This window comes from Allobosea sp. P4_E12 (assembly GCF_056401655.1).
Genome location: NZ_JBFUIY010000017.1, coordinates 79,637 through 103,587, shown reverse-complemented (window position 1 = coordinate 103,587; position 23,951 = coordinate 79,637). Strand labels below are relative to the sequence as shown.

General features: G+C 65.5%; 26 protein-coding genes and 1 tRNA gene. 15 read left to right on the top strand and 12 right to left on the bottom strand.

What is annotated here, in order from left to right; all coding sequences use genetic code 11:
• Window positions 1-27: 27 nt before the first annotated feature.
• Window positions 28-561: a GrpB family protein gene (locus AC1DW9_RS21675; protein ID WP_441506569.1), complete on the top strand. Its 534-nt coding sequence runs from the start codon at window positions 28-30 to the stop codon at window positions 559-561.
• 191 nt (window positions 562-752) lie between these two features.
• Here AC1DW9_RS21675 and moaA read toward each other — a convergent pair whose 3' ends face one another.
• Window positions 753-1,754, bottom strand: coding sequence for a GTP 3',8-cyclase MoaA (gene moaA / locus AC1DW9_RS21670; protein ID WP_441506664.1), 1,002 nt, complete (start codon window positions 1,752-1,754; stop codon window positions 753-755).
• A gap of 174 nt (window positions 1,755-1,928) precedes the next feature.
• Here moaA and AC1DW9_RS21665 point away from each other — a divergent pair, with 174 nt between their 5' ends.
• Complete coding sequence (locus AC1DW9_RS21665) at window positions 1,929-2,297, top strand: gamma-butyrobetaine hydroxylase family protein (protein ID WP_441489213.1); 369 nt, start codon at window positions 1,929-1,931, stop codon at window positions 2,295-2,297.
• 94 nt (window positions 2,298-2,391) lie between these two features.
• On the opposite strand, the gene AC1DW9_RS21660 is transcribed toward AC1DW9_RS21665, so the two are convergent.
• The gene (locus tag AC1DW9_RS21660) at window positions 2,392-2,973 is read right to left on the bottom strand and encodes a L,D-transpeptidase (protein WP_113514822.1); all 582 of its coding nucleotides are present in this window, start codon (window positions 2,971-2,973) and stop codon (window positions 2,392-2,394) included.
• A 172-nt stretch (window positions 2,974-3,145) separates the two neighbouring features.
• Window positions 3,146-4,141 carry a lytic transglycosylase domain-containing protein gene (locus AC1DW9_RS21655; RefSeq protein ID WP_441506568.1) on the bottom strand — a complete coding sequence of 332 codons (996 nt, stop codon included), beginning with the start codon at window positions 4,139-4,141 and terminating at the stop codon, window positions 3,146-3,148.
• Between the two features lie 116 nt (window positions 4,142-4,257).
• Between AC1DW9_RS21655 and AC1DW9_RS21650 the strand changes: the two genes are divergently transcribed.
• From AC1DW9_RS21650 to AC1DW9_RS21640, 3 genes are all read left to right on the top strand, one after another.
• On the top strand, window positions 4,258-4,458 hold the full coding sequence (locus AC1DW9_RS21650; RefSeq protein ID WP_441489215.1) for a hypothetical protein: 201 nt from the start codon (window positions 4,258-4,260) through the stop codon (window positions 4,456-4,458).
• A gap of 163 nt (window positions 4,459-4,621) precedes the next feature.
• The gene (locus AC1DW9_RS21645) at window positions 4,622-4,768 is read left to right on the top strand and encodes a hypothetical protein (protein ID WP_441506567.1); all 147 of its coding nucleotides are present in this window, start codon (window positions 4,622-4,624) and stop codon (window positions 4,766-4,768) included.
• Between the two features lie 88 nt (window positions 4,769-4,856).
• Complete coding sequence (locus tag AC1DW9_RS21640; protein ID WP_441506566.1) at window positions 4,857-5,306, top strand: hypothetical protein; 450 nt, start codon at window positions 4,857-4,859, stop codon at window positions 5,304-5,306.
• 84 nt (window positions 5,307-5,390) lie between these two features.
• Here the strand turns inward: AC1DW9_RS21640 and AC1DW9_RS21635 are convergent, their stop codons facing one another.
• Window positions 5,391-5,696 carry a hypothetical protein gene (locus tag AC1DW9_RS21635; protein WP_113514830.1) on the bottom strand — a complete coding sequence of 102 codons (306 nt, stop codon included), beginning with the start codon at window positions 5,694-5,696 and terminating at the stop codon, window positions 5,391-5,393.
• A 350-nt stretch (window positions 5,697-6,046) separates the two neighbouring features.
• On the opposite strand from AC1DW9_RS21635, the gene AC1DW9_RS21630 reads away from it, so the two are divergent.
• Window positions 6,047-6,121, top strand: a tRNA-Val gene (locus AC1DW9_RS21630).
• 165 nt (window positions 6,122-6,286) lie between these two features.
• Here the strand turns inward: AC1DW9_RS21630 and gph are convergent.
• Window positions 6,287-6,988 (bottom strand): phosphoglycolate phosphatase, encoded by a 702-nt coding sequence (gph, locus tag AC1DW9_RS21625; RefSeq protein WP_441506565.1) that lies wholly within the window; start codon window positions 6,986-6,988, stop codon window positions 6,287-6,289.
• A 131-nt stretch (window positions 6,989-7,119) separates the two neighbouring features.
• Here gph and AC1DW9_RS21620 point away from each other — a divergent pair, with 131 nt between their 5' ends.
• From AC1DW9_RS21620 to AC1DW9_RS21605, 4 genes are all read left to right on the top strand, one after another.
• Window positions 7,120-7,524, top strand: a complete 405-nt coding sequence (locus AC1DW9_RS21620) for a hypothetical protein (protein WP_441506564.1) — start codon at window positions 7,120-7,122, stop codon at window positions 7,522-7,524.
• A gap of 108 nt (window positions 7,525-7,632) precedes the next feature.
• A complete protein-coding gene (locus AC1DW9_RS21615; protein ID WP_441506563.1) occupies window positions 7,633-9,084 on the top strand; it encodes an NAD-dependent succinate-semialdehyde dehydrogenase in 1,452 nt (483 codons plus the stop codon).
• A gap of 17 nt (window positions 9,085-9,101) precedes the next feature.
• Window positions 9,102-9,803, top strand: coding sequence for a ribose-5-phosphate isomerase RpiA (gene rpiA / locus AC1DW9_RS21610; protein WP_441489222.1), 702 nt, complete (start codon window positions 9,102-9,104; stop codon window positions 9,801-9,803).
• A gap of 185 nt (window positions 9,804-9,988) precedes the next feature.
• On the top strand, window positions 9,989-10,513 hold the full coding sequence (locus tag AC1DW9_RS21605) for a DUF2059 domain-containing protein (protein WP_441489223.1): 525 nt from the start codon (window positions 9,989-9,991) through the stop codon (window positions 10,511-10,513).
• 265 nt (window positions 10,514-10,778) lie between these two features.
• Here AC1DW9_RS21605 and AC1DW9_RS21600 read toward each other — a convergent pair whose 3' ends face one another.
• The 3 genes from AC1DW9_RS21600 to AC1DW9_RS21590 all read right to left on the bottom strand — a co-directional run bounded on the left by AC1DW9_RS21600 (window position 10,779) and on the right by AC1DW9_RS21590 (window position 13,882).
• The gene (locus AC1DW9_RS21600; RefSeq protein WP_441506561.1) at window positions 10,779-12,278 is read right to left on the bottom strand and encodes a tripartite tricarboxylate transporter permease; all 1,500 of its coding nucleotides are present in this window, start codon (window positions 12,276-12,278) and stop codon (window positions 10,779-10,781) included.
• Between the two features lie 12 nt (window positions 12,279-12,290).
• The gene (locus AC1DW9_RS21595; RefSeq protein ID WP_113512879.1) at window positions 12,291-12,767 is read right to left on the bottom strand and encodes a tripartite tricarboxylate transporter TctB family protein; all 477 of its coding nucleotides are present in this window, start codon (window positions 12,765-12,767) and stop codon (window positions 12,291-12,293) included.
• Window positions 12,768-12,916: 149 nt separating this feature from the next.
• Entirely contained in the window at window positions 12,917-13,882 is a 966-nt protein-coding gene (locus tag AC1DW9_RS21590; protein WP_113512881.1) for a Bug family tripartite tricarboxylate transporter substrate binding protein, read from the bottom strand.
• Between the two features lie 182 nt (window positions 13,883-14,064).
• Here AC1DW9_RS21590 and AC1DW9_RS21585 point away from each other — a divergent pair, with 182 nt between their 5' ends.
• Together AC1DW9_RS21585 and gor are read left to right on the top strand one after the other, a co-directional pair.
• Window positions 14,065-15,363, top strand: coding sequence for an O-antigen ligase family protein (locus tag AC1DW9_RS21585; RefSeq protein WP_441506560.1), 1,299 nt, complete (start codon window positions 14,065-14,067; stop codon window positions 15,361-15,363).
• Window positions 15,356-16,720 carry a glutathione-disulfide reductase gene (gene gor, locus AC1DW9_RS21580; protein WP_441493095.1) on the top strand — a complete coding sequence of 455 codons (1,365 nt, stop codon included), beginning with the start codon at window positions 15,356-15,358 and terminating at the stop codon, window positions 16,718-16,720. Before AC1DW9_RS21585 ends, gor begins: the two co-directional genes overlap by 8 nt.
• A gap of 36 nt (window positions 16,721-16,756) precedes the next feature.
• Here the strand turns inward: gor and AC1DW9_RS21575 are convergent, their stop codons facing one another.
• Window positions 16,757-17,788 carry an alpha/beta hydrolase gene (locus AC1DW9_RS21575; protein WP_476775663.1) on the bottom strand — a complete coding sequence of 344 codons (1,032 nt, stop codon included), beginning with the start codon at window positions 17,786-17,788 and terminating at the stop codon, window positions 16,757-16,759.
• A 355-nt stretch (window positions 17,789-18,143) separates the two neighbouring features.
• On the opposite strand from AC1DW9_RS21575, the gene AC1DW9_RS21570 reads away from it, so the two are divergent.
• The gene (locus AC1DW9_RS21570) at window positions 18,144-19,529 is read left to right on the top strand and encodes a class II 3-deoxy-7-phosphoheptulonate synthase (RefSeq protein ID WP_113512887.1); all 1,386 of its coding nucleotides are present in this window, start codon (window positions 18,144-18,146) and stop codon (window positions 19,527-19,529) included.
• Window positions 19,530-19,604: 75 nt separating this feature from the next.
• Here AC1DW9_RS21570 and AC1DW9_RS21565 read toward each other — a convergent pair whose 3' ends face one another.
• The 3 genes from AC1DW9_RS21565 to AC1DW9_RS21555 form a co-directional block, all read right to left on the bottom strand.
• Window positions 19,605-20,483 carry an outer membrane protein gene (locus tag AC1DW9_RS21565; RefSeq protein WP_476855177.1) on the bottom strand — a complete coding sequence of 293 codons (879 nt, stop codon included), beginning with the start codon at window positions 20,481-20,483 and terminating at the stop codon, window positions 19,605-19,607.
• Between the two features lie 474 nt (window positions 20,484-20,957).
• Window positions 20,958-21,218: a PsiF family protein gene (locus tag AC1DW9_RS21560; RefSeq protein ID WP_441493092.1), complete on the bottom strand. Its 261-nt coding sequence runs from the start codon at window positions 21,216-21,218 to the stop codon at window positions 20,958-20,960.
• 93 nt (window positions 21,219-21,311) lie between these two features.
• The gene (locus tag AC1DW9_RS21555; RefSeq protein WP_441507914.1) at window positions 21,312-21,560 is read right to left on the bottom strand and encodes a F0F1 ATP synthase subunit epsilon; all 249 of its coding nucleotides are present in this window, start codon (window positions 21,558-21,560) and stop codon (window positions 21,312-21,314) included.
• A 234-nt stretch (window positions 21,561-21,794) separates the two neighbouring features.
• On the opposite strand from AC1DW9_RS21555, the gene AC1DW9_RS21550 reads away from it, so the two are divergent.
• Window positions 21,795-22,088 carry a Dabb family protein gene (locus tag AC1DW9_RS21550; RefSeq protein ID WP_441493091.1) on the top strand — a complete coding sequence of 98 codons (294 nt, stop codon included), beginning with the start codon at window positions 21,795-21,797 and terminating at the stop codon, window positions 22,086-22,088.
• Between the two features lie 85 nt (window positions 22,089-22,173).
• The gene (locus AC1DW9_RS21545; protein ID WP_441493090.1) at window positions 22,174-23,913 is read left to right on the top strand and encodes an NAD+ synthase; all 1,740 of its coding nucleotides are present in this window, start codon (window positions 22,174-22,176) and stop codon (window positions 23,911-23,913) included.
• The last annotated feature ends 38 nt before the right edge of the window (window positions 23,914-23,951 follow it).

Below are 23,951 nucleotides of genomic sequence, written 5' to 3'. Positions count from 1 at the left end.
CTCTGCCCTGAATGGAAGAGCACTGGCATGCCGCCGCCCATCACAGTTGAACTGCACCCCCATGATCCCCATTGGTCCGATCTCGCCGGGCGCGAGGCGCAACGTCTTGCGGAGGCGATCGGGCCATGCCTGCTCATCGTTCATCACGTCGGTTCGACAGCGATCCCGGCCATTCACGCCAAGCCGATCCTGGACCTTCTGCCAGTGGTCGGGAGCCTGGCTGCGCTCGATGCCCGGCAAGGCGAGCTGGAAACGCTCGGATACGAATGGTGGGGAGAGCTTGGCTTGGCCGGCCGGCGCTACCTTACGAAAGCCGATACGGAGACGGGGCGCAGGCTCGTCCAGCTCCATTGCTATCCCGAAGGCTCCCCGGAGATCACGCGACACCTGGCGTTCCGCGATTATCTCCGGGCCCGTCCCGACATCGCAGCCGCCTATGATCGCGTAAAGGCGGACTGCCGGAGCCGGCACCCCGACGACTCCCACGCTTATGGCGACTGCAAGGATGCGTGGATCAGACAGGCGGAGGCAGATGCTCTCGCGTGGTATCAAAGCCACTGAGCTGCGACGTCTTTGAGACCGGCCGGCCCCGACCTGAGCCAGCCGGCGGGGATGACAGGCCGTCCCCGTGGATAACCGCAGGCCGCAGGTCGCGCTTCCGGATCGTCGGGAGTTGCCCGCTTGGGCGACAGGGGGCGCAGGTTATTGCCGCTGGAGACAAGTCTGGCACATTCGGCTGCGCGCGCCGACCGTCAGCCCCCCGTCACGCTCATATGGCGCCTGACGGCAGGGCGGGCATGCCTTCGGTCGATGACGAAGTCATGGCCCTTCGGCTTGCGCGAGATCGCCTCGTCCATGGCACGGTAGAGCAGGGCATCGTCGCCGGAGGCGCGCACGGCGGCGCGCAGATCGGCGGCGTCCTCCTGGCCAAGGCACATGTAGAGAGTGCCGGTGCAGGTCAGGCGCACCCGGTTGCAGCTTTCGCAGAAATTATGGGTCATCGGCGTGATGAAGCCGAGCAGCCCGCCGGTCTCGCGAACTCGGACATAGCGCGCCGGGCCGCCGGTACGATAGGGATCGTCGTCGAGCGTATAGCGGTCCATCAGCCTCGCGCGGACGATCGAGAGCGGCAGGAACTGGTCGATGCGTCCGGGCTCGATCTCGCCGAGCGGCATCACCTCGATCAAGGTGAGGTCCATGCCGAGTCCATGGGCCCATTGCATCAGGCCCTCGATCTCATCCTCGTTGACGCCCTTCAGGGCCACCGCATTGATCTTGACCCTGAGCCCGGCCTCGCGCGCAGCCTCGATACCGCGCTGCACTTTGCCGAGATCGCCCCAGCGCGTGATCGCGCGGAATTTGTCCGGATCGAGCGTGTCGAGCGAGACATTGATGCGCCGCACGCCGCAGGCTGCGAGCTCGCTCGCATAGCGCTCCAGCTGCGAGCCGTTGGTCGTCAGGGTCAACTCATCAAGCGCGCCGCTGGTCAAATGCCGCGAGAGCGAGCGGAACAGGTTCATGATGTCGCGCCGGACCAGCGGCTCGCCGCCGGTGATGCGCAGTTTGCGGGTGCCGCGCGCCACGAAGGCGGTCGCAACCCGGTCGACCTCTTCCAGCGTCAGCAGATCGCGCTTGGGCAGGAACGTCATGTCCTCGGACATGCAGTAGACGCAGCGGAAATCGCAGCGATCCGTCACGGAGATGCGCAGATAGCTGATCTCCCGGCCGAACGGATCGATCAGCGGCGGGCGCATCACGGGCTTGTGGGAGTCGATCAGCACTCTGGTTTCGTCTCTACAGCGTTTCCACCATCCGCTGCTCGCACGTGCGTGGTGGCAGCCGCATAGCTATATCATGTTCAGACATTGGCACTGGCGTGCGTGGCGTCAATAGCTGCGATCGTCACATCCCCTTGGTGAAAAACGAAGATGTCAGCCTGGCCCACCGAAATCCGCCTCTCCAAGGATCGGCGCACCCTCCACATTGCCTTCGAGGACGGCGCGAGCTTCGCGCTGGCGGCCGAGCTGCTGCGGGTGGAAAGCCCGTCCGCCGAAGTCCAGGGCCATGACCCGAGCCAGAAGAAGACGGTGCCGGGCAAGGCCGAGGTCGAGATCATCGGCGTCGACCCCGTCGGCCACTACGCCGTCAAGCTCTCCTTCGACGACATGCACGATACCGGCATCTTTGCCTGGGACTATCTGCGCGAGCTCGGCGAGCATGCGCAGGAGAAGACGCAGGCCTATCTCGACGCTCTCGCCGCCAAGGGGCTGTCGCGGGAGCCTGTCAGACGGAGGTGACCGGCTTCCGAACCGGCGCGGTCAGGACCGCCCGGCTCGAACAAGAAAAAGGCCGGCACGAGGCCGGCCTTCCTTATCCAGGGAAGCGGGTCGCTCAGCGGGCGACGACGACCCGGGTGCCGACCTTGGTGCGCTCGTAAAGGTCGATCACATCATCGTTCAGCATGCGGATGCAGCCCGACGACACGGCCTGGCCGATCGTCTCCGGCTCGTTCGAGCCATGGATGCGATACAGGGTCGAGCCGAGATACATGGCGCGGGCGCCCATCGGGTTCTCCGGGCCACCGGGCATGAAGCGCGGCAGGTCGGGGCGCCGCTTCAGCATCTGCGACGGCGGGGTCCAGGTCGGCCACTCCGCCTTGCGCGTGATGGCCTGCGAGCCGGACCAGTCGAAGCCGGGGCGGCCGACGCCGACGCCATAGCGCACGGCCTTGCCTTCGGGCAGCACGAAATAGAGTCGGCGCTCGGTCGTGTTGATCACAATGGTGCCGGGCCGCTGCCGGGTGTCATAGGACACGATCTCGCGGGGAATGGCGGTAGCCTGCGCCTTGGCGGCCTCAGGGTTCTGCATCAATGGCTGGCGCGTCAGCGGATCGATCTCATAGGCATTGGCAGTCGACGCGGCAGCCATCAGGCCCAAGCCTGCGAACATGGCCATTCGGAAAGAGCGGTTCATCGGGACCTCAGGGCGTGGATTCGCGCGGACATGAAGTTGACCGGAAAAAGTCAACATCTCCTCAATCTCCTGTCAGACTCACGTTTGGCGTGCAATCATTGTGGCATCACATCGACGCGAGGCACGGGCTTTCGACCGCCGCGTTGCGCACCTGCAACATAAACTTGGCCGCTCAGCTCTTGAGCACGACGCAGGCCCCGTTCTGCGCCTGGATGCGACGGCACAGCGCGGTTGCCTCGGTTCGTGTGGCGGCTGGCAGCCGCACCCGATAGAAGGCCCGCGTCCCGCGACTGCGCAGCCGTGTGCCGATGATCATCGGTTGCAGCTCGGCAATGATCGTCCGGTGCTTCTCGCTCGCCCGCTGGAAAGACGCCAGCGCGCGTGCCTTCGAGAAGTTTCCGGCCAATTGCACGCCCCATGGCGCGAAGGGCGCCTCGCGCAGCTCGAGCGGCTTGCTGCCGGCGCGGATCGCCACGACCGTCGTTGCGCAGAACGAGGTTTCGTCTCGCGTTGCGCGCCGGGCAGGGCGGTCGCGCCCGTCGCCGTTCACGGCCGCGCGCGCATCCTCGGCCCAGGTCTCGGCGGCGACGCCAGTGATCGAGAGCACATAATTCTCAGTCTCGAATGGCAGGCCGCCGCGACCGGCGAGCCAGGATGCGACCCGGTTCGGGCCGCCGTTATAGGCGGCGGCGGCAAGTCCCCAATTGCCGAAGCGCTGGCGCAGCTCCGCCAGGAAATGGGCAGCCTTCGGCACGGCCTGCTCCGGGTCGAACGGGTCGAGCAGGCCGCGCTCGCGCGCCGTGCCCGGCATGAACTGCGCCACGCCCTGGGCTCCTGCCGGGCTGGTGACGCCCGGGCGAAAGCTCGATTCCTGAAAGATCAGCCGGGTGAGGAAGGCGGCCGGAACCCCCTGGCCCCGCGCCGCTTCGTCGATCAGCCGGCAGAGGGCCTGGTCGATTCCGGAGGAGGCTGGCTCCTCCGGCGCTGCCAAGGCCGGACACGCGAGCAGCGCGCCTGCGAGGCATGTCACTGGGACCAGATGGCGGTGACGCCGCCGCGGACAGGCCGTTGCCGCCCCGCCGAGCCGCCGCAACAGGCGCGGCAGGATATCAGCCGCGGCCTCAAAGGCGTCTGCGATCACAGTTCGAGGGGTTGGGCGGATCGGCATGGCTCTGTATCGCATGGGCGCACTGATTGCTCGACACATCCCGCCCGTCTCGGTCACAATCCGTCTCGGGTCCGGAACCTGTGTTTGACCGGACAAGTCTGCGGAAGGGCCTAACGATGTTCAACTGGATCATTCAGGCATTGCTGGCCTTGGCCGGGATCGTCGCCGCTTGGTTCGTTGCTCCCAGCGCTCCCAATTTCGACTTTGTTCAGATGGTGGTCGCGCTTCTCCTGCTGACGGTCTTCGTGGCGCTCGCGGCCTTCTGGCCGACATTGGCCATCTGGCGCCGGAATCGTCGGCCCCGCGACCGGGCATGATCAGGTGTTCGAGGGACGCGCCTGCTGCCGTGCCGGGGCGAGGCTGAAACCAATCGGGTGTTCGCGCGTAGTTGCTTCATCTGCAACCGCCATAGGGAATTCCTGTGTCCGAGCCGTGCAAGGGGCCGGTGGATGGTGCGCAACGCGCGAGGGCGGTCGTCTGATGCAGGTTTCCGCTGAGGAGCAAGCGCTCGTCGGGCTTTACCGGTCGCTCTCCTTCGAAAACCAGCGAAATGTCATCCGCTATGCCGACGCGGTGCGGGATATCGAGACCATGTTCAAGCGCGCCCCTGCAGGGGATTTCCCCTGACCGCGAAGCCGGCGCAATGGACGCGATCCCGCATCGCGGACACACTCTGACAGTCTGAGCAAACCAGTCCAGCGAAGGAGTTCGCTCGATGCCGATCGGGTCGTCTGTCCTTGCTGCAGTTTTCCTTGCCATCGCCTCGGCCGCCGCACCGGCTGCTGCCCAGCAGCGGACGCTCGGTCCGCCGACAGGCTCGGTCCGCATCCAGCAGGTCCAGGTTGCCTTCATCGGCTCCGGCGAGGTCGGCGGCGGAACGCTGAAGTTCGGCGGCCGTTCCTACGGCATCACGGTCGGCGGTGTGGGCTTCGGCGGCTTCGGCGCTTCACGGATGACGGCGACCGGGACGGTCTACGGCCTTCACCGCTTGCAGGACTTCGCGGGGGCTTATGTCCAGTTGCGCGAGGGTTGGGCGCTGGGAGCGCAGGGCAAGGGCAGCGTCTGGCTCCGCAACAGCAATGGCGTCACGATGAAGCTGAACACGCGCAGCCAGGGTCTGCAGCTTGCGCTTGGGGCAGACGGCATCCTGATCGGTTTCAAGTGATCCGGGGCCGAAGGCCCGCGCTCTGACACAATCGGACCTGACGAGATCGCGAGCCAGGGCTTGCTCGCGATCTCGCCGAGATTTCTACTGAATGGCGCCGCGCTTGGGGCCGAAACCGTCGAAATAACAGCGGCAAGGGGCGCCTCTTGGCGATGGCGGCGCTTCGCAGGAGCCGCGGGAGGTGACGCACATGTCGCCATAGCGCGGCTGGCGATAGGGGCGCTCATAGCCGTAGCGCGGCGGCGGTGGCCGGTCGTAGTCCCAGCCCCGATCATAGCCGTAGCGCGGCGGCGGGCGGTCATAGGGGTCATAATACTGTGCGTGCGCCGCTGCCGCCGGGATCAGCGCCGAGACCACTGCCGACGTGAGGATCAGTTTTCTGAGCAGCATCGATGGGTCCTCCGATTCGAGGCGTGAATAGCTCGCTGCGGATGAACGGAACGTGACCCGCTCTGTTCCCTCCAGGGCCAAAGGCGCGCTTTCCCCATGGGCAACGGATATGCGCGGCGTGAGCGGCAGGTGACGCGCGTGCTCTGCGGCCTGGCGGTCCGCGCCAGCGAAGTCAGCTGTCGGGATTCGCCGCAATGTCGCATTGTGTGGCGTTGCCGCCTGATGGAGGCGGGGAGGGCCTCCTACAGCACTGCGGCTGGGTCGGTGCTGAGATTTCCCCGGCTGCGTGCGGGCTTGGCGGAACTGCGCCTTGACGGCGCATGTGTCCGCGACTAGGAGAAGGCCGGTCCGGGCGGCTAGCTCAGCGGTAGAGCACTCCCTTCACACGGGAGGGGTCACAGGTTCGATCCCTGTGCCGCCCACCATTTTTCCTCTTCATATCGCTGTCGAGATCTGTGCAAAGCGCGCTTTGCGTGCATCAGCATGGCTATCCAGTTGTGACGCAGATATCGCGCTGCTTGCCTCAACGACGGGCCGCGTCACCCGACCTGATCGGTCAGCAGCGGAGCCGATCAAAGCCCCGCCGATCGCTATTTCGCCGATGCGCAAAGCGCGGGCGCCGGCTCCAGTATCTGCCGCACGGCGCCGTGCAACTCGTCGAAATGCTGGATCACGAGATCGGGCTCCAGCTCCTCGATCGGGACATCGGTATAGCCGAAGGGAACGCAGATCGAGGGGATACCGGCGGCACGCGCGGTGGTGATATCCGTGCGTGAATCGCCGATCATCACCGCGCGCCTAGGGTCACCGCCGGCGGCTTCGATCGTCAGCGTCAGGTGGCGGGGGTCGGGCTTGTGGAAGGCGAAGCTGTCGCGCCCGGCCACAGCCGCAAAATGCCCGCTGATGCCAAAATGCTCGAGGATCAGGCGCGTGTGCAGGATCGGCTTGTTGGTGCAGACGGCGAGCGCATAACCGTCCTCCGCCAAGGCCTGCATGGCAGCAACGACGCCCTCGTAGAGATAGCTGTTCGAGGCGACGTCCTCGGCGTAGATTCGCAGGAAGTCCTGGAACAGCCGCTCCAGCGTCTCTTCGTCGAGCGGCCGTCCGGAGACGCGAAAACCACGTTCGATCAGGGCGCGGGCGCCGGCGCCGACGAGTTCACGCGCGCGTTCCAACGGCAGGGGCGAGAGCTTTTCCTGCTCGAGAATGACGTTGAGCGTGCGCATGATATCGGGCGCGGTCTCGGCGAGGGTGCCGTCGAGATCGAAGACGACGATGGGGAGCAAGCTCATGGGCGGGGTTCCGGTGCGCAGGTGCTTTGGGCCTCTAAAGGCGGTCTGGTCCGGTTTGGCAAGCGAGCCGCGCCGGATCGTCATCTTGGCAGGCAGCAACAATGCTATCTTTGCCTTGATTCGCGTGAAGGATGGCAGTGGTGTCTGAATATCTTGAAAACGCCGGCTTCCGCCGGTCGGTGCTCAGGGCGCTGCTGGCGCTCGGCACCTGCATCGTGCCGCATGTCTCCGCTCAGGCCGCGCCCTTCGAGTTTGCGCCTGCGCCGCAGACGGATCTCAACCGTGTCTACAGGGTCGATCGCGCCACCGGCGAGGTCGGCGCCTGCCAGTTCCAGCTCAAGGAAGGCGGCGTCGGCGTCACTGTCTGCTTCCCGGCGGGGGAGGGGGCCGGCCCGCAGGCGCCGAGCGACTACCTGCTGATGCCGTCGCGCCACGAGCGTGAAGGTGGCATCTTCCGCGTCAATGTTCGCACCGGCGAGATGAGCATCTGCTACGTCTTCGACGACAAGGTGGTCTGTACACCGCAGACGAAATAGCCCCGTCCTGCGCTTCGAGCACCTGCAGCATGCGGCATTTTGAATCGGCGCGACGCGATCGCTCGTGCTAGAGGCCCGGGCATGTCCGCAATCGCGTCGAGGCCCGCCATGCTGAAGCTGAATGATCCGTCGCTCCTGAAATCGCAGTGCTATGTCGATGGCGCCTGGATCGGCGCGGGCGTCGATGCGGTCGACAATCCCGCAACCGGCGAGCTGCTGGCCAAGGTGCCGCGCTTCGGCGCCGATGAGACCACCGCTGCGGTCGAAGCCGCCTCGCGGGCCTTCAAGCCCTGGGCGAAGAAGAGCGCCAAGGAGCGCTCGGTGATCCTGCGCAAATGGTTCGACCTGATCATGGCGAACCAGGAGGACCTGGCGCAGATCATGACCGCCGAGCAGGGCAAGCCGCTGAGCGAAGCGCGCGGCGAGGTCGCCTATGCCGCCTCCTTCGTCGAGTTCTACGCCGAAGAGGCCAAGCGCATCTATGGCGAGACGATTCCCTCGCCCTTCCCGAATTCGCGCATCATCGTCCAGAAGCAGCCAGTCGGCGTCTGCGCTGCGATCACGCCCTGGAATTTTCCGGCCGCGATGATCACCCGCAAATGCGCTCCCGGTCTCGCCGCCGGCTGTACCTTCGTGGTCAAGCCGGCCCCGGATACGCCGCTGACGGCACTGGCTCTGGTCGAACTGGCCGAGCGGGCCGGTTTCCCCAAGGGCGTCATCAATCTCGTCACCGGCGATGCGCAGGCCATCGGCGGCGTGATGACCTCGCACCCGGCCGTGCGCTTCATCGGCTTCACCGGCTCGACGCCGGTCGGCAAGCTCCTGATGCAGCAGGCCGCCTCGACGGTGAAGAAGGTTGGCCTCGAGCTCGGCGGCAATGCGCCCTTCATCGTCTTTGACGATGCCGATCTCGACGCTGCCGTGCAGGGCGCGATCATCGCCAAGTACCGCAACATGGGTCAGACCTGCGTCTGCACCAACCGGCTCTTCGTGCAGGACGGCATCCATGACGATTTCGTCGCGAAATTCGCCGGCGAAGTCGCAAAGATGAAGGTCGGCAACGGTGCCGAAATCGGTGTCGTGCAGGGGCCGCTGATCAATGAGCGCGCGGTCGAGAAGGTCGAGCGTCATGTCGCCGATGCCGTCGCCAATGGGGCGAAGGTCGTGGTCGGCGGCAAGCGCCATGCGCTCGGTCGCACCTTCTTCGAGCCGACCGTGCTTGCCGGCGTCACCACGAAGATGCTGGTGACGCGCGAGGAAACCTTTGGCCCGCTCGCTCCGGTCTATCGCTTCACCAGCGAGGACGAGGTCGTGGCCATGGCCAATGACACGCCCTTCGGGCTCGCCGCCTATTTCTACACCCGGGATCTCGGTCGCGCCTTCCGCGTCGCCGAGGAGCTCGAATACGGCATGGTCGGCATCAACTCCGCCATCCTCGGCACCGAGGTTGCGCCCTTCGGCGGGGTCAAGGAATCCGGCCTCGGCCGCGAGGGCTCCCTCCACGGCATGGATGAGTTCGTCGAGATCAAGTACATGCTCCTCGGCGGGCTGGGCGCGTGACAGGTCAGGACAAGCTGATGAGCCCCGACGACCTCAAGAAGCAGGCGGCAGCGCGCGCGCTCGAACTGGTTCGCCCAGGCATGAGGCTCGGCCTCGGCACGGGCTCGACGGCGAAGCATTTCGTCGACCTGCTCGGCGCTCGCGTTGCGGCGGGGCTGGATGTGCTCTGCGTCGCGACCTCCGAAGCGACGCAGGCCCAGGCCATGGCGCTGGCCATCCCGATGTCGACGCTCGATCAGACGCCGGAGCTCGACCTGACGGTCGATGGCGCAGACGAGGTCGATCCGCAGCTTCGCCTGATCAAGGGTGGCGGAGCAGCCCATCTGCGCGAGAAGATCGTCGCGGTGGCCTCGAAGCGCATGGTCGTCATCGCCGATGACACCAAGCTGGTCGAGACCCTCGGGCGTTTCCCGCTGCCGATCGAGGTCGTGCCTTTCGGGCTTGAGGCGACGCGTCGCGCCGTGGCGTCCGCGATCGCGGCATCGGGGGCGGCAGGCGAGATCAAGCTGCGGCTGCGCCCGGACGGCTCGACGCTGGTCACCGATGGCGGCCATTTCATCCTTGATGCGCATCTCGGGCGCATCGAACAGCCCGAGGCGCTCGCCGCCGCCTTGAACGCCGTTCCGGGCGTGGTCGAGCACGGGCTCTTCCTCGGCATTGCCTCCTGCGCCATCCTCGCCAGCAGCTCGGGCCTGAAGATTCTCGGCACGATCGAATGATTCCATTCCGGCGCAATCCGCGCTAAGGAGACGCGCACCACGCCGCCCGGAACCGGACGGATACGTCACCACGCCGATCGCGGCGATACCGAAACCGCCGGGTGGACCGGCTCGCTTGCCGAAGGGCGGGCGAGGGTCATGCCCGGGCTGTGTGAGTCAGCCTGATAATGAAGGGGCCCAACGCAATGTTCCGTCACCACCTCGCCGGCGTGGCCGTCGGTCTGGCGCTTGTATTCGCCGTGCCTGCGCAGGCCCAGGCTCCGGCTGCGACCCCGGCTCCGGCCTCCACGGTGACGGCTTCGCAGCTCCAGGCTGGCCGCGATGTCGTGATCTCCTCGGGCATCGCACAGTCCTTCGAGTCGATTTACGGCGAGTTCCGCGATCGCGTCCGCCAGATCGTCGGCACCACCCGTCCCGAGATCCAGAAGGATCTGAATGAGGTGATCGATACGCTGAAGCCGGAATCCGATCAGAAGATCGCGGAGATGATCACCGCGGCAGGCGAGATCTTCGCGAAGAAGATGACCGAGTCCGACCTCAAGGAGGTCGCCGCCTTCTTCAAGTCGCCGGTCGGGCAGCGCTACAACGCCTTCCGTCCGCAGGCGATCGACGAGATCTTCGTCGTGCTGCAGCCATGGACCCTGCAGACCAGCAACTTCCTGTTCGATCGGTTCAGCCAGGAAATGCGCAAGCGCGGCCACCAGCTCTGAGCAGCCGACACAAGCCGTCCAAAGAGAAGGCCGCCGGTGATGAACCGGCGGCCTTCTTGGTTTTCGAGACGGGGGGCGGTTCACCGCGCGGCCCGCATCCGGCTCGATCATCCCTTGCACGGGCAGCAACTGAGGCGCCCCGGCGGGACATATGACCAGGGCGGGTCGCTCAGACCATCGGGCTGGATAGTCGCATCCGGTCCGATGTCTGAGCTTCAGTGATTGCATCGGCCCGAAAACTGCAATCCGCTTCCGGGCCGATATCTTAGTCTTCGGAAGCCTTGAACCTGTTCAGCCCGCTCATCACGAAGGGCGCGACGAGCCCGATGAAGGCCAGGCCGAGCAGGATCGCGGAGCCAGGGTTCTCGAGCAGGATCATCGGGTCGCCGAGGCTGATCTGGAGCGCGCGGCGCAACTGCGCCTCCGCCATCGGGCCGAGGATGAGCCCGACCACCATCGGAGCGACCGGATAGTCGTAGCGGCGCATCAGAAAGCCGAGGAAGCCGAAGACGAAGAGCATCGAGAGTTCGACCACCGAGGCCTTGACCGCGAGCGTGCCCATCGCCGCGAAGACCAGGATGCCGGCATAGAGCCAGGGCTGGGGGATCGCCAGAAGCCTGACCCAGAGCCCGATCAGCGGCAGGTTGATGATCACCAGCATCGTGTTGGCGATGAAGAGCGAGGCGATCAGGCCCCAGACGAGATCGGGGCGTTCGGCGAAGAGCAGCGGGCCAGGGTTGAGCCCGTATTGCTGGAAGCCAGCCAGCATGATCGCGGCCGTCGCCGAGGTCGGCAGGCCGAGCGTCAGCAGCGGCACCAGCGTGCCCGCCGCCGAGGCATTGTTGGCGGCTTCCGGGCCGGCGACGCCTTCAATCGCGCCCTTGCCGAACTCGCCGGGATATTTGCAGAGCTTCTTCTCGGTCGAATAGGACAGGAAGGTCGGCACCTCTGCGCCGCCAGCGGGCAGCGCGCCGATCGGGAAGCCGAAGGCGGTCCCGCGCAGCCATGGCGCCCACGAGCGCTTCCAGTCCTCCTTGGTCATCCAGAGCGAGCCCTTGATCGGGACGATCTCCTCCGGGTCCCGGAAGCGCTTGGAAGCGACATAGAGCGCCTCGCCGACCGCAAACAGGCCGACGGCCAGCGTCGTCACCTCGACGCCGTCGAGCAGTTCCGGCACGCCGAAGGTCAGGCGCGCCTGTCCGGTCAGGCGGTCGATGCCGATCAGGCCGAGCGTGACGCCGATGGCGAGGCTGGTGATCCCGCGCAGAGGTGAATCGCCGAAGGTCGCCGATACCGTGACGAAGGCGAGGATCATCAGCGCGAAATAGTCCCACGGCCCGAACTTGACCGCGACCTCCACCAGCCACGGCGCGAGGAAGGCGAGGCCCAGCGTCGCGATGGTGCCGGCGACGAAGGAGCCGATCGCGGAGGTTGCCAGTGCCGGGCCGCCGCGGCCGGCCTTGGCCATCTTGGAACCTTCGAGCGCGGTTGCGAGAGAGGCACTCTCTCCTGGCGCGTTAATCAGGATCGCAGTGGTCGAACCGCCATACATGCCGCCGTAATAGATGCCGGCGAACATGATCAGCGAGCCGGCGGGATCGAGTTTGAAGGTCACCGGCAGGAGCAGTGCCACCGTCAGCGCCGGGCCGATGCCCGGCAGGACGCCGACTGCAGTGCCGAGGAAGACGCCGACCAGCGCGAAGAGCAGTTTCGACGGCTCGATCGCGACGGCGAAGCCGTGCATCAGTGCGTTGAATGTGTCCATTGTCCCGGCTCCTCAGAACAGCTTTTCAAGCGGACCGGACGGCAGCGTCAGCTGCAGCAGCTTGGAGAACATCAGGAAGATGGCAAGCCCGAGCACGAGGCCGATGCCGAAATCGACGGCCAGTGCCTGACGGCCGAAGGAGCGCGCGGTCGCGGAGAAGACGATGGCCGTCGCAATGATGAAGCCGCCGCCGAGCCCGATGCAGGCGATCAGGCCGATCAATCCGCCCGTCAGCCAGAGCACCGCGGTGCTGTCGACCGCCTCGGGCTTGGGCAGGCCCTCCCGGAACGCGACGACGAGATGGCACAGGCCCAGCACGCCAAGGACGGCGCTGACCACGTAGGGCATCGCCGTCGGGCCGACGCCATAAGTCGAGACGATCGTCTGCGATTTCGCGTCATAGGCGACGAGAGCCGCCGCGATCAGCAGCAGAGCTGCGACGACGAGGGCGGGGATGTCGGCGCCCTTGGCCGAGGAGGTGGAGGCCATGTCGTTCCTTACCTGGTTTGATGCGGACCAGAACCGGTGCGCCCAGCTGATGGCAAAGCGGCGACTGCCAGAGATAACTGGCAGGAGAGAATGGGCGGGCGGTGATGGCACCGCCCGCCCATGCCTATGTTCGTCAGTCGCCTGTGGCGTTACTTCACAAGGCCGACGTCGCGGAGGACCTTGCCGACGCGGGCATCTTCGGCCTTCAGGAAGGCTTCGAACTCGGCGCCGCCGAGATAGGCGTCATCCCAGCCGCGAGCCTTGAGGATCTCGGCCCATTCCTTCGACTTGGCCATCTTCTCCATGGCATCGGCCAGCACCTTGCGCTGCTCGGCGGTGATGCCGGGAGGGGCGACGACCGAACGCCAGTTCAGCACCTCGAGATTGACGCCGCCCTCCTTCAGGGTCGGGGCATCGGGGGCGTTGGGGAGGCGGGCGCCGGAGCTCACGCCGACGACGCGCAGCTTGCCAGCCTTGATCTGACCCTCGAACTCGCCATAGCCCGAGATGCCGGCCGTGACGCGCCCGCCGAGCAGCGCGGCCAGGGCCTCGCCACCGCCGGAGAAGGGGATGTAGTTGATCTTGGTGGCATCGCCGCCGACAGCGCCGGCGAAGAGGGCAGCCATGATGTGGTCGACGCCGCCGGCCGAGCCGCCAGCCCAGGTCACCTTGGCCGGGTCGGCCTTGACGCGGTCAGCGAGGTCCTTGGCGGTCTTGATCGGCGAATCCGCGGGAACGACGATGACCTGAGCCTCGGCGGTCAGGCGTGCGATCGGCGTCACCTGGCTGAGATTGACCGGCGACTTGTTCAGGAGGATGGCGCCGACCATGACGAAGCCGTTGACCATCAGCTGCGAGCCGTCGCCCTTGGCGCCGTTCACGAACTGCGCAAGGCCGATGGTGCCGCCCGCGCCGTTGACGTTGTTGACCTGCACGCTCTTGGCGATGCCGGACGCGGTCAGCGCCTGCTGCATCGAGCGGGCGGTTCCGTCCCAGCCACCACCCGGCGCGGCCGGAGCCATGATCTTGAGCTCGAGCTGCGCAAATGCGGCAGTCGTCAGGCCAGCGAGCGCCAGAGCCGTCACGGCTCCGCGCGACAGAATGGATTTGAGCATGTTGTTCCTCCGCTTGCGGATTCCCGCACTGTTTTGGTGTCAGCGCTCCGCGAGTGACACTTTGACGCTCCGCCGGTCAATTGCGCCTGATTGCATAATCTCAAGTCAAGGTCTTTTGCGCATCAACGCACGCGAGCCGGCGGAATTCACGCTAGGCGGGCTTGGTGCGATCGCGTAATCGCATGACCATGAGCTTGAACTTCAACTCGCGGGATGTCGATCGCGCTGTGATCACCGACCCTTCCCCGTCGCGCCAGGCCCTTCGACTCGCAGCGCTGGGCGGCATCCTCATGGTCGCGTTGCCGCTCGTCATGTGGGCGGCAAATCGGTCCGCGCCGCTGATGCTCGGGCTGGCGGCAGCGGCATTCGCTGCCGCTGCCGTTGCCGCTGCGGGCCGCGATGTCGGCCCCCTGTTGCGGCGCATCCTTGCAGGCTTGCGAAGCCCGATCGGCCTCGCACTGACGGCCCTCCTTGCCTGGGCCCTGGTCTCGCTGCTGTGGACGCATCGGCCGGCATCCGGCTTTGCAGCCTGGGCGGAGTTGCTGCTGCCTCTTGGTTTTGCCCTGGTGATCGCGGCGAGTGCCTGGTTCAGGCCGAAGCAGGCACTGATGCGGGCCCTGGCCATTTGCCTGATACTGGCCTCGGGCCTGATCTTCCTGGAGCTGCAGAATGGCCTCGCTCAGCGCATTACGCTGGGCCTGGGCGGCAAACAGATGAGCTTTATATTCAACCGGCCGGTCATCGCCTGCCTCGTGCTCCTGGCTCCGGCTGTGCACTTGCTCTGGAGCGGCGGATCGAAACGCGTCGCCGATCGTCTGCTGGCGGGGGGCGTAGCCGCAGCGGTTGCGGGCATCATTCTCTATTCCGATAGCGGCACTGCGAAACTTGGATTGGGCATTCTCGTCCTTGCCTGGCTGCTGGCCCGCCTGCTTCCACGTCTGACTCTGGCTGCGACGGCACTTGGCTTTGCGGCGACGCTGGTGCTGGCGCCGGTGATCGGACAATTGGTCGATCGGCTTCTGCCGCCCGCGCTCTATGAGCAGACGGCCGAATCCCATTCGCGTGACCGCGTCGACATCTGGCTCAGCTTCGGGGAGGCGATCGCGGCCCGCCCGTTCATCGGCTCTGGCTTCGGCTCCTCCTCGGCCCTCCAGACGCACCCGGTCGCAGAACAGGTCTCGCCGCCACGTCGCTTGCTCCTGGCGGTTGGACACCCGCATAGCGCGCCGATTCAGCTCTGGACGGAAACCGGCATCGTCGGCGCCGCATTGCTGCTGGTTGCTGGGCTGTTGTTCTTCCGGAGGCTTGGCGCCTTGTCCGCGCGCGAACGCGCCCCGCGGCTTGCACTTTTTGCGGCAGCCTTCGTCATGGCATCGGTGGGACATGGCGCCTGGCAGGGCTGGTGGATCGCGGCCCTGGCTGCCGCCGCCCTTTGGTTCGAGTCGGGCCGAGATGTCGGCCGAGGAGCAGAGCATGGCTGATTTCGATGTCGACCTTTTCGTGATCGGCGCTGGTTCCGGCGGTACGCGCGCGGCGCGGATCTCGGCCGGGCACGGGGCGCGCGTCATGATCGCCGAGGAAGACCGCATCGGCGGCACCTGCGTCATTCGCGGCTGTGTCCCGAAGAAGCTCTTCGTCTATGCCAGCCGCTTTGCAGACGAGTTTGAGGATGCTGCCGGCTTCGGCTGGACGCTCGACAAGCCGAGCTTCGACTGGCCGACCTTGCGGGATGCCGTTGCCAACGAAGTGACCCGGCTCTCCGGCCTTTACCGCAAGGGGCTTGAAGGCGCCAAGGTCGCGATCCGCGAAGAGCGCGCTGTGGTCGAAGGGCCGAACACGGTGCGCCTGCTGAAATCCGGCGAGACCGTCCGGGCCCGGCACATCCTGGTCGCGACCGGAGGCTACCCCGCCTTCGATCCGCCGATCCCTGGCGGCGAACTCGGCATCAGCTCGAACGAGATCTTTCATCTTCCGAGCCTGCCGCGGCGCATGCTGGTGGTGGGCGGCGGTTATATCGCGCTCGAATTTGCCAGCGTGTTCCGCCGCCTCGGCGTCGAGGTGACGGTGCTGCACCGCGGCGACAATGTCCTGCGCGGCTTCGAGGAGGATCTGCGCGTGCGCCTCCGCGATGCGCTGGTCCATGCGGGCATCACGTTGCGGCTGGGCTGCACCATCGATCGCATCGAACAATTGGCCGATGGTACGCGCCGTGCCCATTGCGCCACGGGCGAGCCGATCGATGCGGACGTGGTTCTCGTGGCGACCGGCCGTCGTCCCAATACGGTGGGGCTCGGCCTGGAGACCGCCGGCGTCAAGCTCGGGCCCATCGGTCAGGTCATGGTCGATGCGAATTCGGCCTCGACCGTGCCGTCGATCCACGCGGTCGGCGATGTCACCAATCGCATCAATCTCACGCCCGTCGCCATTCGCGAGGGCCACGCCTTCGCCGACTCGACCTTTGGCGGAAAGCCCTGGGCGATGGACCATCACGTGGTGGCCTCGGCAGTATTCACCACACCGGAGATCGGAACGGTCGGCCTGACCGAGCAGCAGGCGATCGCCGCTGGTTACGAACTGCGCGTCTTCGAGGCCGGTTTCCGGCCGATGAAGGCGACGATCTCGGGCCGCCACGAGCGCATCTACATGAAGCTCGTGGTCGACGCGAAAACGGACCGGATGCTGGGTGTCCACATCATCGGCCATGACGCGGGCGAGATCATCCAGGCGGTGGCGATTGCCGTCACCATGGGAGCGACCAAGGCCGATTTCGACCGCACCATCGCGCTGCATCCGAGCGCGGCCGAGGAACTCGTGACGATGCGGACGGCGCGCCACTGAGCAGCAAGGCGGCGCCCCTTGGGGCGCCGCCTTGCATCACTTGGTCAGTCCCTTCCGGACGAGCCAATCCTGGACGACCTGCGCCACCTCGAGATTGTTCTTGTCCATCATCAGCATATGGGAATTGCCCTTGATGCCGATGCTGGGGAGGTTGACGACATCGACTGAGCCGCCCGCCGCCCTGATCTTGTCGCCGAACTCGGTGCCGTTCTTGCGGATCGTCGGCCAGCGCGCATCCTGTTCGATGTAATCGCCATAGATCATCAGGACGGGGATGTTCTTCAAAACATCGGCCTTGGCGGGGTCTCCGAGGCCTGCCGGTTCCACCGCGATCAGGGCCTTGATCTTGTCGGGCCGGGCCTGGGCAACCTTGAAGCCGAACTGGCCGGCCTGGCTGTGGAACACGATCACACAGGGGCAGATCTTGTCGACTTCGGCCAGATAGGCGTCGATGATCATCTGGTCCGTCGACGTCCAGCGCGGCACGATCTGCTTGACGAAATTGTCGTAGCCATCGGGCGGGAACTGGCTGCCGGCCAGGAATGTCCGCTTGGCCGGGTCTTTATCATAGGCATTTGCGCCAGCGCCGATACGGAAGCGCTCGAACGGGTTCGCGGTGGTCAGGAAGACCGGCTCGCCGGGGATGACGTCGGGATACATGGCCCAGCCGGCACGGCCGCGCTCGACGGCATCGGAATTATAGACGGCCCAGCCCTTGCGCAGGAAGTATTCGAGCCAGCCTTGCCGTCCATCCGGCGTGCTCTCCCAGTTCACGCCGGTCATGCCACCGCCATGCCAGAACAGCAGCGGCGCTGCACCGCGCTCGTTCTGCGGCAGGAAATACTGCACATACATCTGGCCGGTCTGGTAAGTGCCGTTGGGGTCGACCTTGGCCGGTACCCCGCCAGGGGTGAAGGTGACCTCCTTCACGGGACGGCCCGAGATCTCGACCAACTTGCCGCCGACATGGAACGAGCCCATGCCGCGAAGCGCGAGGGGCTCCTCGGCCCGTGCAGCCCATGCTGCGGCAACCATGAAAGCAGCAACCGCGAACGCGCGAATGACCATGCCTTGTTTCTCCCTGCCGATGTTCTTGTGATTGGCAGGTGACGTTAGGGAGCTGTCGAGGCGAATACAACGATGCCCGGCAGCCGGCGGCCTGCATCGCCGACGGGATGAACTCCTCGGCCGACACGCAGAGGCGAACGAAGCGGCATGCCCTTGCCGTGCTCTTGGGCGCTCTCGTTCACGCGGCCCGGTCCTGGTCGCCGGAACAGCTCCGCCCTGCGACGCCCAGCTCGCGCATACGTAACCGTCAACGGCTTTATGGTCTTTGCTGCGGTGCGGGTGTATAGCGCCGGGATCACACTGCCTTTCCGTGGGGAGGGGTGGGCGTGAGATGTTATCATCAGGAGCAAGTGAGATGTCCGAGCGGTGGACGCCCGAGAGCTGGAGGGCAAAGCCCGTCCAGCAGATGCCGGAATATCCGGACCAGGCAGCCTTGAAGGCGGTTGAGCAGCAGCTCGCCGGCTTTCCGCCGCTCGTTTTTGCAGGCGAGGCGCGCAAGCTCAAACGGGCGTTGAGCAAGGTTGCCGCCGGTGAGGCCTTCCTCCTCCAGGGCGGCGACTGCGCCGAGAGCTTCGCCGAGCATTCGGCCGATAATATCCGCGACTTCTTCCGCCTGTTCCTGCAGATGGCGGTCGTCCTGACCTTTGCCGGCGGCTCGCCGGTGGTGAAGGTCGGCCGCGTCGCTGGCCAGTTCGCCAAGCCGCGCTCGACCCCGACCGAGACGATCGGTGGCGTCGAGCTGCCGAGCTACAAGGGCGATATCATCAACGACAACGAGTTCACGGCAGAATCCCGGATTCCGGATCCGCGCCGTCAGCTCGAGGCCTATCGCCAGTCGGCGGCGACGCTGAACCTGATCCGCGCCTTCGCCACCGGCGGTTATGCCAATCTCGACAATGCGCATCGCTGGATGCTCGGCTTCGTCAAGGACAGTCCGCAGTCGGGCCGCTACCAGGAGGTGGCGGGGCGCATCACCGAGGCGCTCGATTTCATGCGCGCCATCGGCATCGATCCTGAGACGCATCCCGAGATGCGGAGCACGGATTTCTACACCAGCCACGAGGCGTTGCTGCTCGGCTACGAGCAGGCGATGACCCGCGTCGATTCCACCTCCGGCGACTGGTACGACACCTCCGGCCATATGGTCTGGATCGGTGACCGCACCCGCCAGCTCGACCATGCCCATGTCGAGTTCTTCCGTGGCATCCGCAATCCGATCGGCCTGAAATGCGGCCCGTCCCTGACCCCGGACAACCTGATGAGGCTGATCGACACGCTCGATCCGCAGAACCAGGCCGGACGCCTGACGCTGATCGCACGCTTCGGCGCCGACAAGGTCTTCGACCATCTGCCGGCCCTGGTACGCGCCACCAAGCGGGAAGGGCGCAATGTCGTCTGGTCCTGTGATCCGATGCACGGCAACACGGTGAAGGCTGCGAGCGGCTACAAGACGCGGCCCTTCGACCTGATCCTGAGCGAGGTGAAGAACTTCTTCGCCGTGCACCAGGCCGAAGGCACCTATGCCGGCGGCCTGCACCTGGAAATGACCGGCAAGAACGTCACGGAATGCACGGGTGGTGCACGCGGCATGACCGACGCCGACCTGAACGACCGCTACCACACCTTCTGCGACCCGCGCCTCAATGCGGAGCAGGCGCTGGAGATGGCGTTCCTGGTTGCAGAACTGGTCAAGCGCGAGCGCTCGGGCCGGGCCCGGCCCGAGGCCGAGGCAGCGGAATAAGCAGGCGTCACCCTGGCAGAAACAAGAAAGCCGCGGCGTGAGCCGCGGCTTTTCCTATTAGTCCGGGTCTTCAGATCAGAATTTTACGCCCGCGGCGACGCGGGCCGTGTTGACCGTCGTCGTTGTCCCTTCGACGTCCGCGAAGCGGATCAACTGGTATTCGCCGCGCAGGAAGAGGTTGTCGGTCAAGGCCATGTCAACGCCGGCGCCGACCGCGAGGCCGTAGCCATAGACGTTCTTCTTGGTGGCCCCGACTGTGAGCGGGTAGCCAACCGCCATGCCGGAGTTGATGGCGCCGGTGACAGGATTCGCCTGGGTGATGAAGTTTGTCGCTGTGATCGTCGATGCGGTGTCGAAGCGACCGACGGCGCCACCGAATGTCGCGAAGGGCATGATGCGGCCATAGGCCCAACCCATGCGAATGCGCGCCGTCGCGTAGTCGTTCAGAACCGCTCCCTGGCGGGTCGTCATGGACCAGTCATTTACCGTGCCGTTCGAGGTGATCGTCCGGCGCGCAATGAAGTCGTTGATGCCGTAGCTCTGGTCGGAGCGGGTATAGTCGGCCTCGATGCCGAGTACGGCATCGCCAAAGGCAATGTTATAGCCGGCCATGCCAAAATACGTTGCGCCGCTGTCCCTCTTCGACGGCAGGTTGTTGACGAACGAGCCYATATTGCTCTCGGCGCCAAGCAACGTGTTCCGGAAGGCGAAATTGGCCAGGTTCTGCAGGCCGGTTCCGGGCTCGAATTTCGTCTCCGAGACCCCGGCGCCGCCGCCCAGATAGAAGCCCGTCCAGTTGACCCCGCCCGAGAAATACTCCGATGGCGGCGGTGGTGCATCTTCGATCTGCGAGCCGCGCAACACCGGATAGTCGGCCGAAGCCGCCGGCATGGCGGCCACGGACAGTCCGAGCGCGGCAAGGCCCAGGGCCGGCGCAATGGAGCGGATACGCATCGTGGTCTCCCCGAGCAGGGGCCGCAACCCGGCCTTTGTCGCACTGCTCTGGGCGGTATTGATGCATTGGTAACCCTAATGCGGCGTTAACGTGCTCATCTCTGTCGGGCCCTGTTTGTTTGGCGTTTCGCGCCGGAGTTTTCAGATCGGCTATAGAAAGTTTGCAGTCCTTGTTCTCTCCGCATTCCGTTCCAGACCGCGGCTTGCGCGCCGAAGCCTCTTGGTCGATGTGCTTGGTGTAGCGCTCGACCATTCCAATCGACATGCCGAACAGGGCGGCAAGTCACTCATGCCATCGTCTGTGACGACCGGGACGAGGGCTATGTGATGCCGTTCCACCTGTCTCCGAAGCCCACCGGGGCGTCTACTCACTCCGTAAGTGCGGCGCTGAAGGAAAGCCAAACTGACGGCCGGCTGACAAATTGGCCCCAGGGCGCCACCTGACATCCACGATGGCGCCCGATCTCATCGAGCCTAGGCCTTCTGGCACTCGTCGCGAAACTTCTTCCTGGCCTTCCCGTGAAGCCCCTTCTGATCGGCTTGTACAGAGCACGCCTTTGACTTGGCGGTCCTGTCGGAGGAGGTCGCCGTAGCCTTCTTGGCAGGCGCCGCGGGTGCCGGGGAGGTCATGGCCGGCTTTGTATCCGGACCCATCTGTACGGGTGTTTGCGCAAACCCGTATCCCGTCATCATCGCGAGCGCGGCAACCGGCAGCAGATAGTGCGAGAGGTTCATGGCAACGTCCGTCATCAACCCGGATGATCGGTTCCAGGCAGTCGCCGGGTCGGCTGTCGGATGGCGAATGATCGCGCTGCCCGACTTGAATGGCTACTGAACAGCTGGCTGGCCACGTCTTCGACCTGTGGCATTTTCAGTCTCGCTCCGGCGGGGCGTTTCTTTGAGGTGAGACAGTGAACCCGAGCAGGCCCATTCACGGTAGCCGCTGCGGGTGCCGTACGGGACGCTCTTGGCGCCGATCTCGGCACAGGTCACCAGATATTCCGCGCCGCGATGCGGAGCCAGGATTTTGAGCACGGCAATCCGTTTGGCGGTCAGTTGAGGCGCGCGCCTGCTCATGGCGCCACCTCGCGGAGGGGTGAACAGGGCGAGAGGGAGTTTTCAGCGTGCCGCGCGATTCCGCTTTCGTACGCGGCTGTTCCGGCGACCGAGGGAAGCGGAGGCAAGCAAGATTAAGCGCTTGGCTGGATCGATGCCGATGCGGCGTTAACGCAGGTTGCGTTTTGCGCACCGTCGGGAAGACATCGGCCCGAAAGGGCGGCGCGATTCCCGGCTGCCTGCGAGGGAGGGCGCATGATCCGCCACATCGTATTTTTCACGGCGCAGCGGCGCGAGGATGTCGAGACGATCCGCCTGTCTCTGTCCCGGCTCGGCGATATCCCGCATTCGCTCGCCTTCGAGGTCGTGGCCAATGCCAAGCTCGATCCGCTGGGCAATGACATCGATGTCGTCGTCTACGGCGAATTTGCCGATGAGGCGGCGCTGGCGGCCTACAAGGCCCATCCGATCTATGACGAAACGACACGCCGCGTGCGTCCGCTGCGCGAGCTGCGCTATTCCGCCGATTTCCGTTCGACCTTGCGTTGATCGAAGGGCCGATCACGCACAAATGCAGGTCGGGGCAGGGCGCGCGCCCGTTGCTGGCCCTGCCGCCGCGCGGTAAAGCCGAAGCATGACAGCGACCTCGTTCCGCCTGGCTCTGGCCCAGCTCAATCCCATCGTCGGCGATGTAGCCGGCAATGCCGACATGGTGCGCGTTGCGCGGCGCGACGCTGCAACTGCCGGCGCCGATCTCGTGATGTTCACGGAACTCTTCCTGTCGGCCTATCCGCCGGAAGATCTGGTGCTGAAGCCCGCCTTCCAGGATGCCTGTCGCAGGGCTTGCGAGGATCTGGCGCGCGAGACCGCCGATGGTGGTCCAGCTCTGCTCGTCGGGTTGCCCTGGCTCGAGGACGGCAAGCTCTACAACGCCTACGCGCTGCTCGACGCCGGGATGATCCAGTCGGTGCGCTTCAAGGTCGACCTGCCGAATTACGGTGTATTCGACGAGAAACGCGTCTTCGAACCCGGCCCGCTGCCCGGTCCTGTCGTCTTCCGCAACCATATCCGCCTTGGCCTGCCGGTCTGCGAGGATATCTGGGGCGAGGAGGTCGTGGAGTGCATCGCCGAGACCGGCGGCGAGATCCTGCTTGTTCCCAATGGCTCGCCCTATCGGCGCGGCGTCACCGAGGAACGCCTGAATGTCGCGGTCGCTCGCGTCGTCGAGGCCGGGTTGCCGATGGTCTATCTGAACCAGCTCGGCGGCCAGGACGAGCTCGTCTTCGAGGGCGCCTCCTTCGTGCTGAATGCGGACAAGACCTTTGCTCACCAGCTCCCGGCGTTTCGCGAAGTGCTGCGCCTGACCGATTGGGTGCGCGAGAACGGGTCCTGGCGCTGCCTGCCGGGCGAGATCACGCCGATCGAGAGCAGCGACGAGGCTGATTACGCGGCTTGCGTGCTGGGCCTGCGCGACTATGTCGAGAAGAACCGCTTTCCCGGCGTGGTGCTTGGCCTCTCCGGCGGCATCGATTCCGCGATCTGCGCGGCGATGGCGGTCGATGCGCTCGGCGCCGACAAGGTCCGCTGCGTGATGATGCCCTATCGCTTCACCTCGCAGGAGAGCCTGGACGATGCGAAGCGCTGCGCCGATGCGCTCGGCGTCCGCTACGAGATCGTGCCGATTGCCGAGCCGGTCGAGGGCTTCGAAGCGGCGCTCGCCGGCCTCTTCGCCGGAACCAATCGCGGCGTCACCGAGGAGAACCTGCAGAGCCGCGTGCGCGGCACGCTGCTGATGTCGATCTCGAACAAGTTCGGGCCGATGGTGGTGACCACCGGCAACAAATCCGAGATGTCATGCGGCTATGCCACGCTCTATGGCGACATGAATGGCGGCTACAACCCGATCAAGGACCTCTACAAGACCGAGGTCTTTCGCATGTCGGCGCTGCGCAACCGCTGGAAGCCCGCCGGTGCGCTCGGACCGGACGGCGAGGTCATTCCGCACAATATCATCGTCAAGCCGCCGACGGCCGAGCTGCGCGAGAACCAGAAGGACGAGGATTCGCTGCCGCCCTATGACGTGCTGGACGATATCCTGGCCTGCCTGATCGAGCATGAGATGCGTCTCGCCGACATCGTCGCCCGTGGCCACGATCTCGAGACGGTCAAGAAGGTCGAACGCCTGCTCTATCTCGCCGAGTACAAGCGCCGACAGGCCGCGCCCGGCGTGAAGGTGACGCGCAAGAATTTCGGCCGCGACCGGCGCTACCCGATCGTCAATCGCTTCCGCGATCCCGGCGAACCCGCGCATCGGCCGGACGCCGCGCTGGTCAAGGGCGTCGGCAAGGCCGGGGGCGAGAGCTTCGATTTCTGAGCCGATTGTCGGCCTCGCGCAAAGGCGTCATAAGCCTC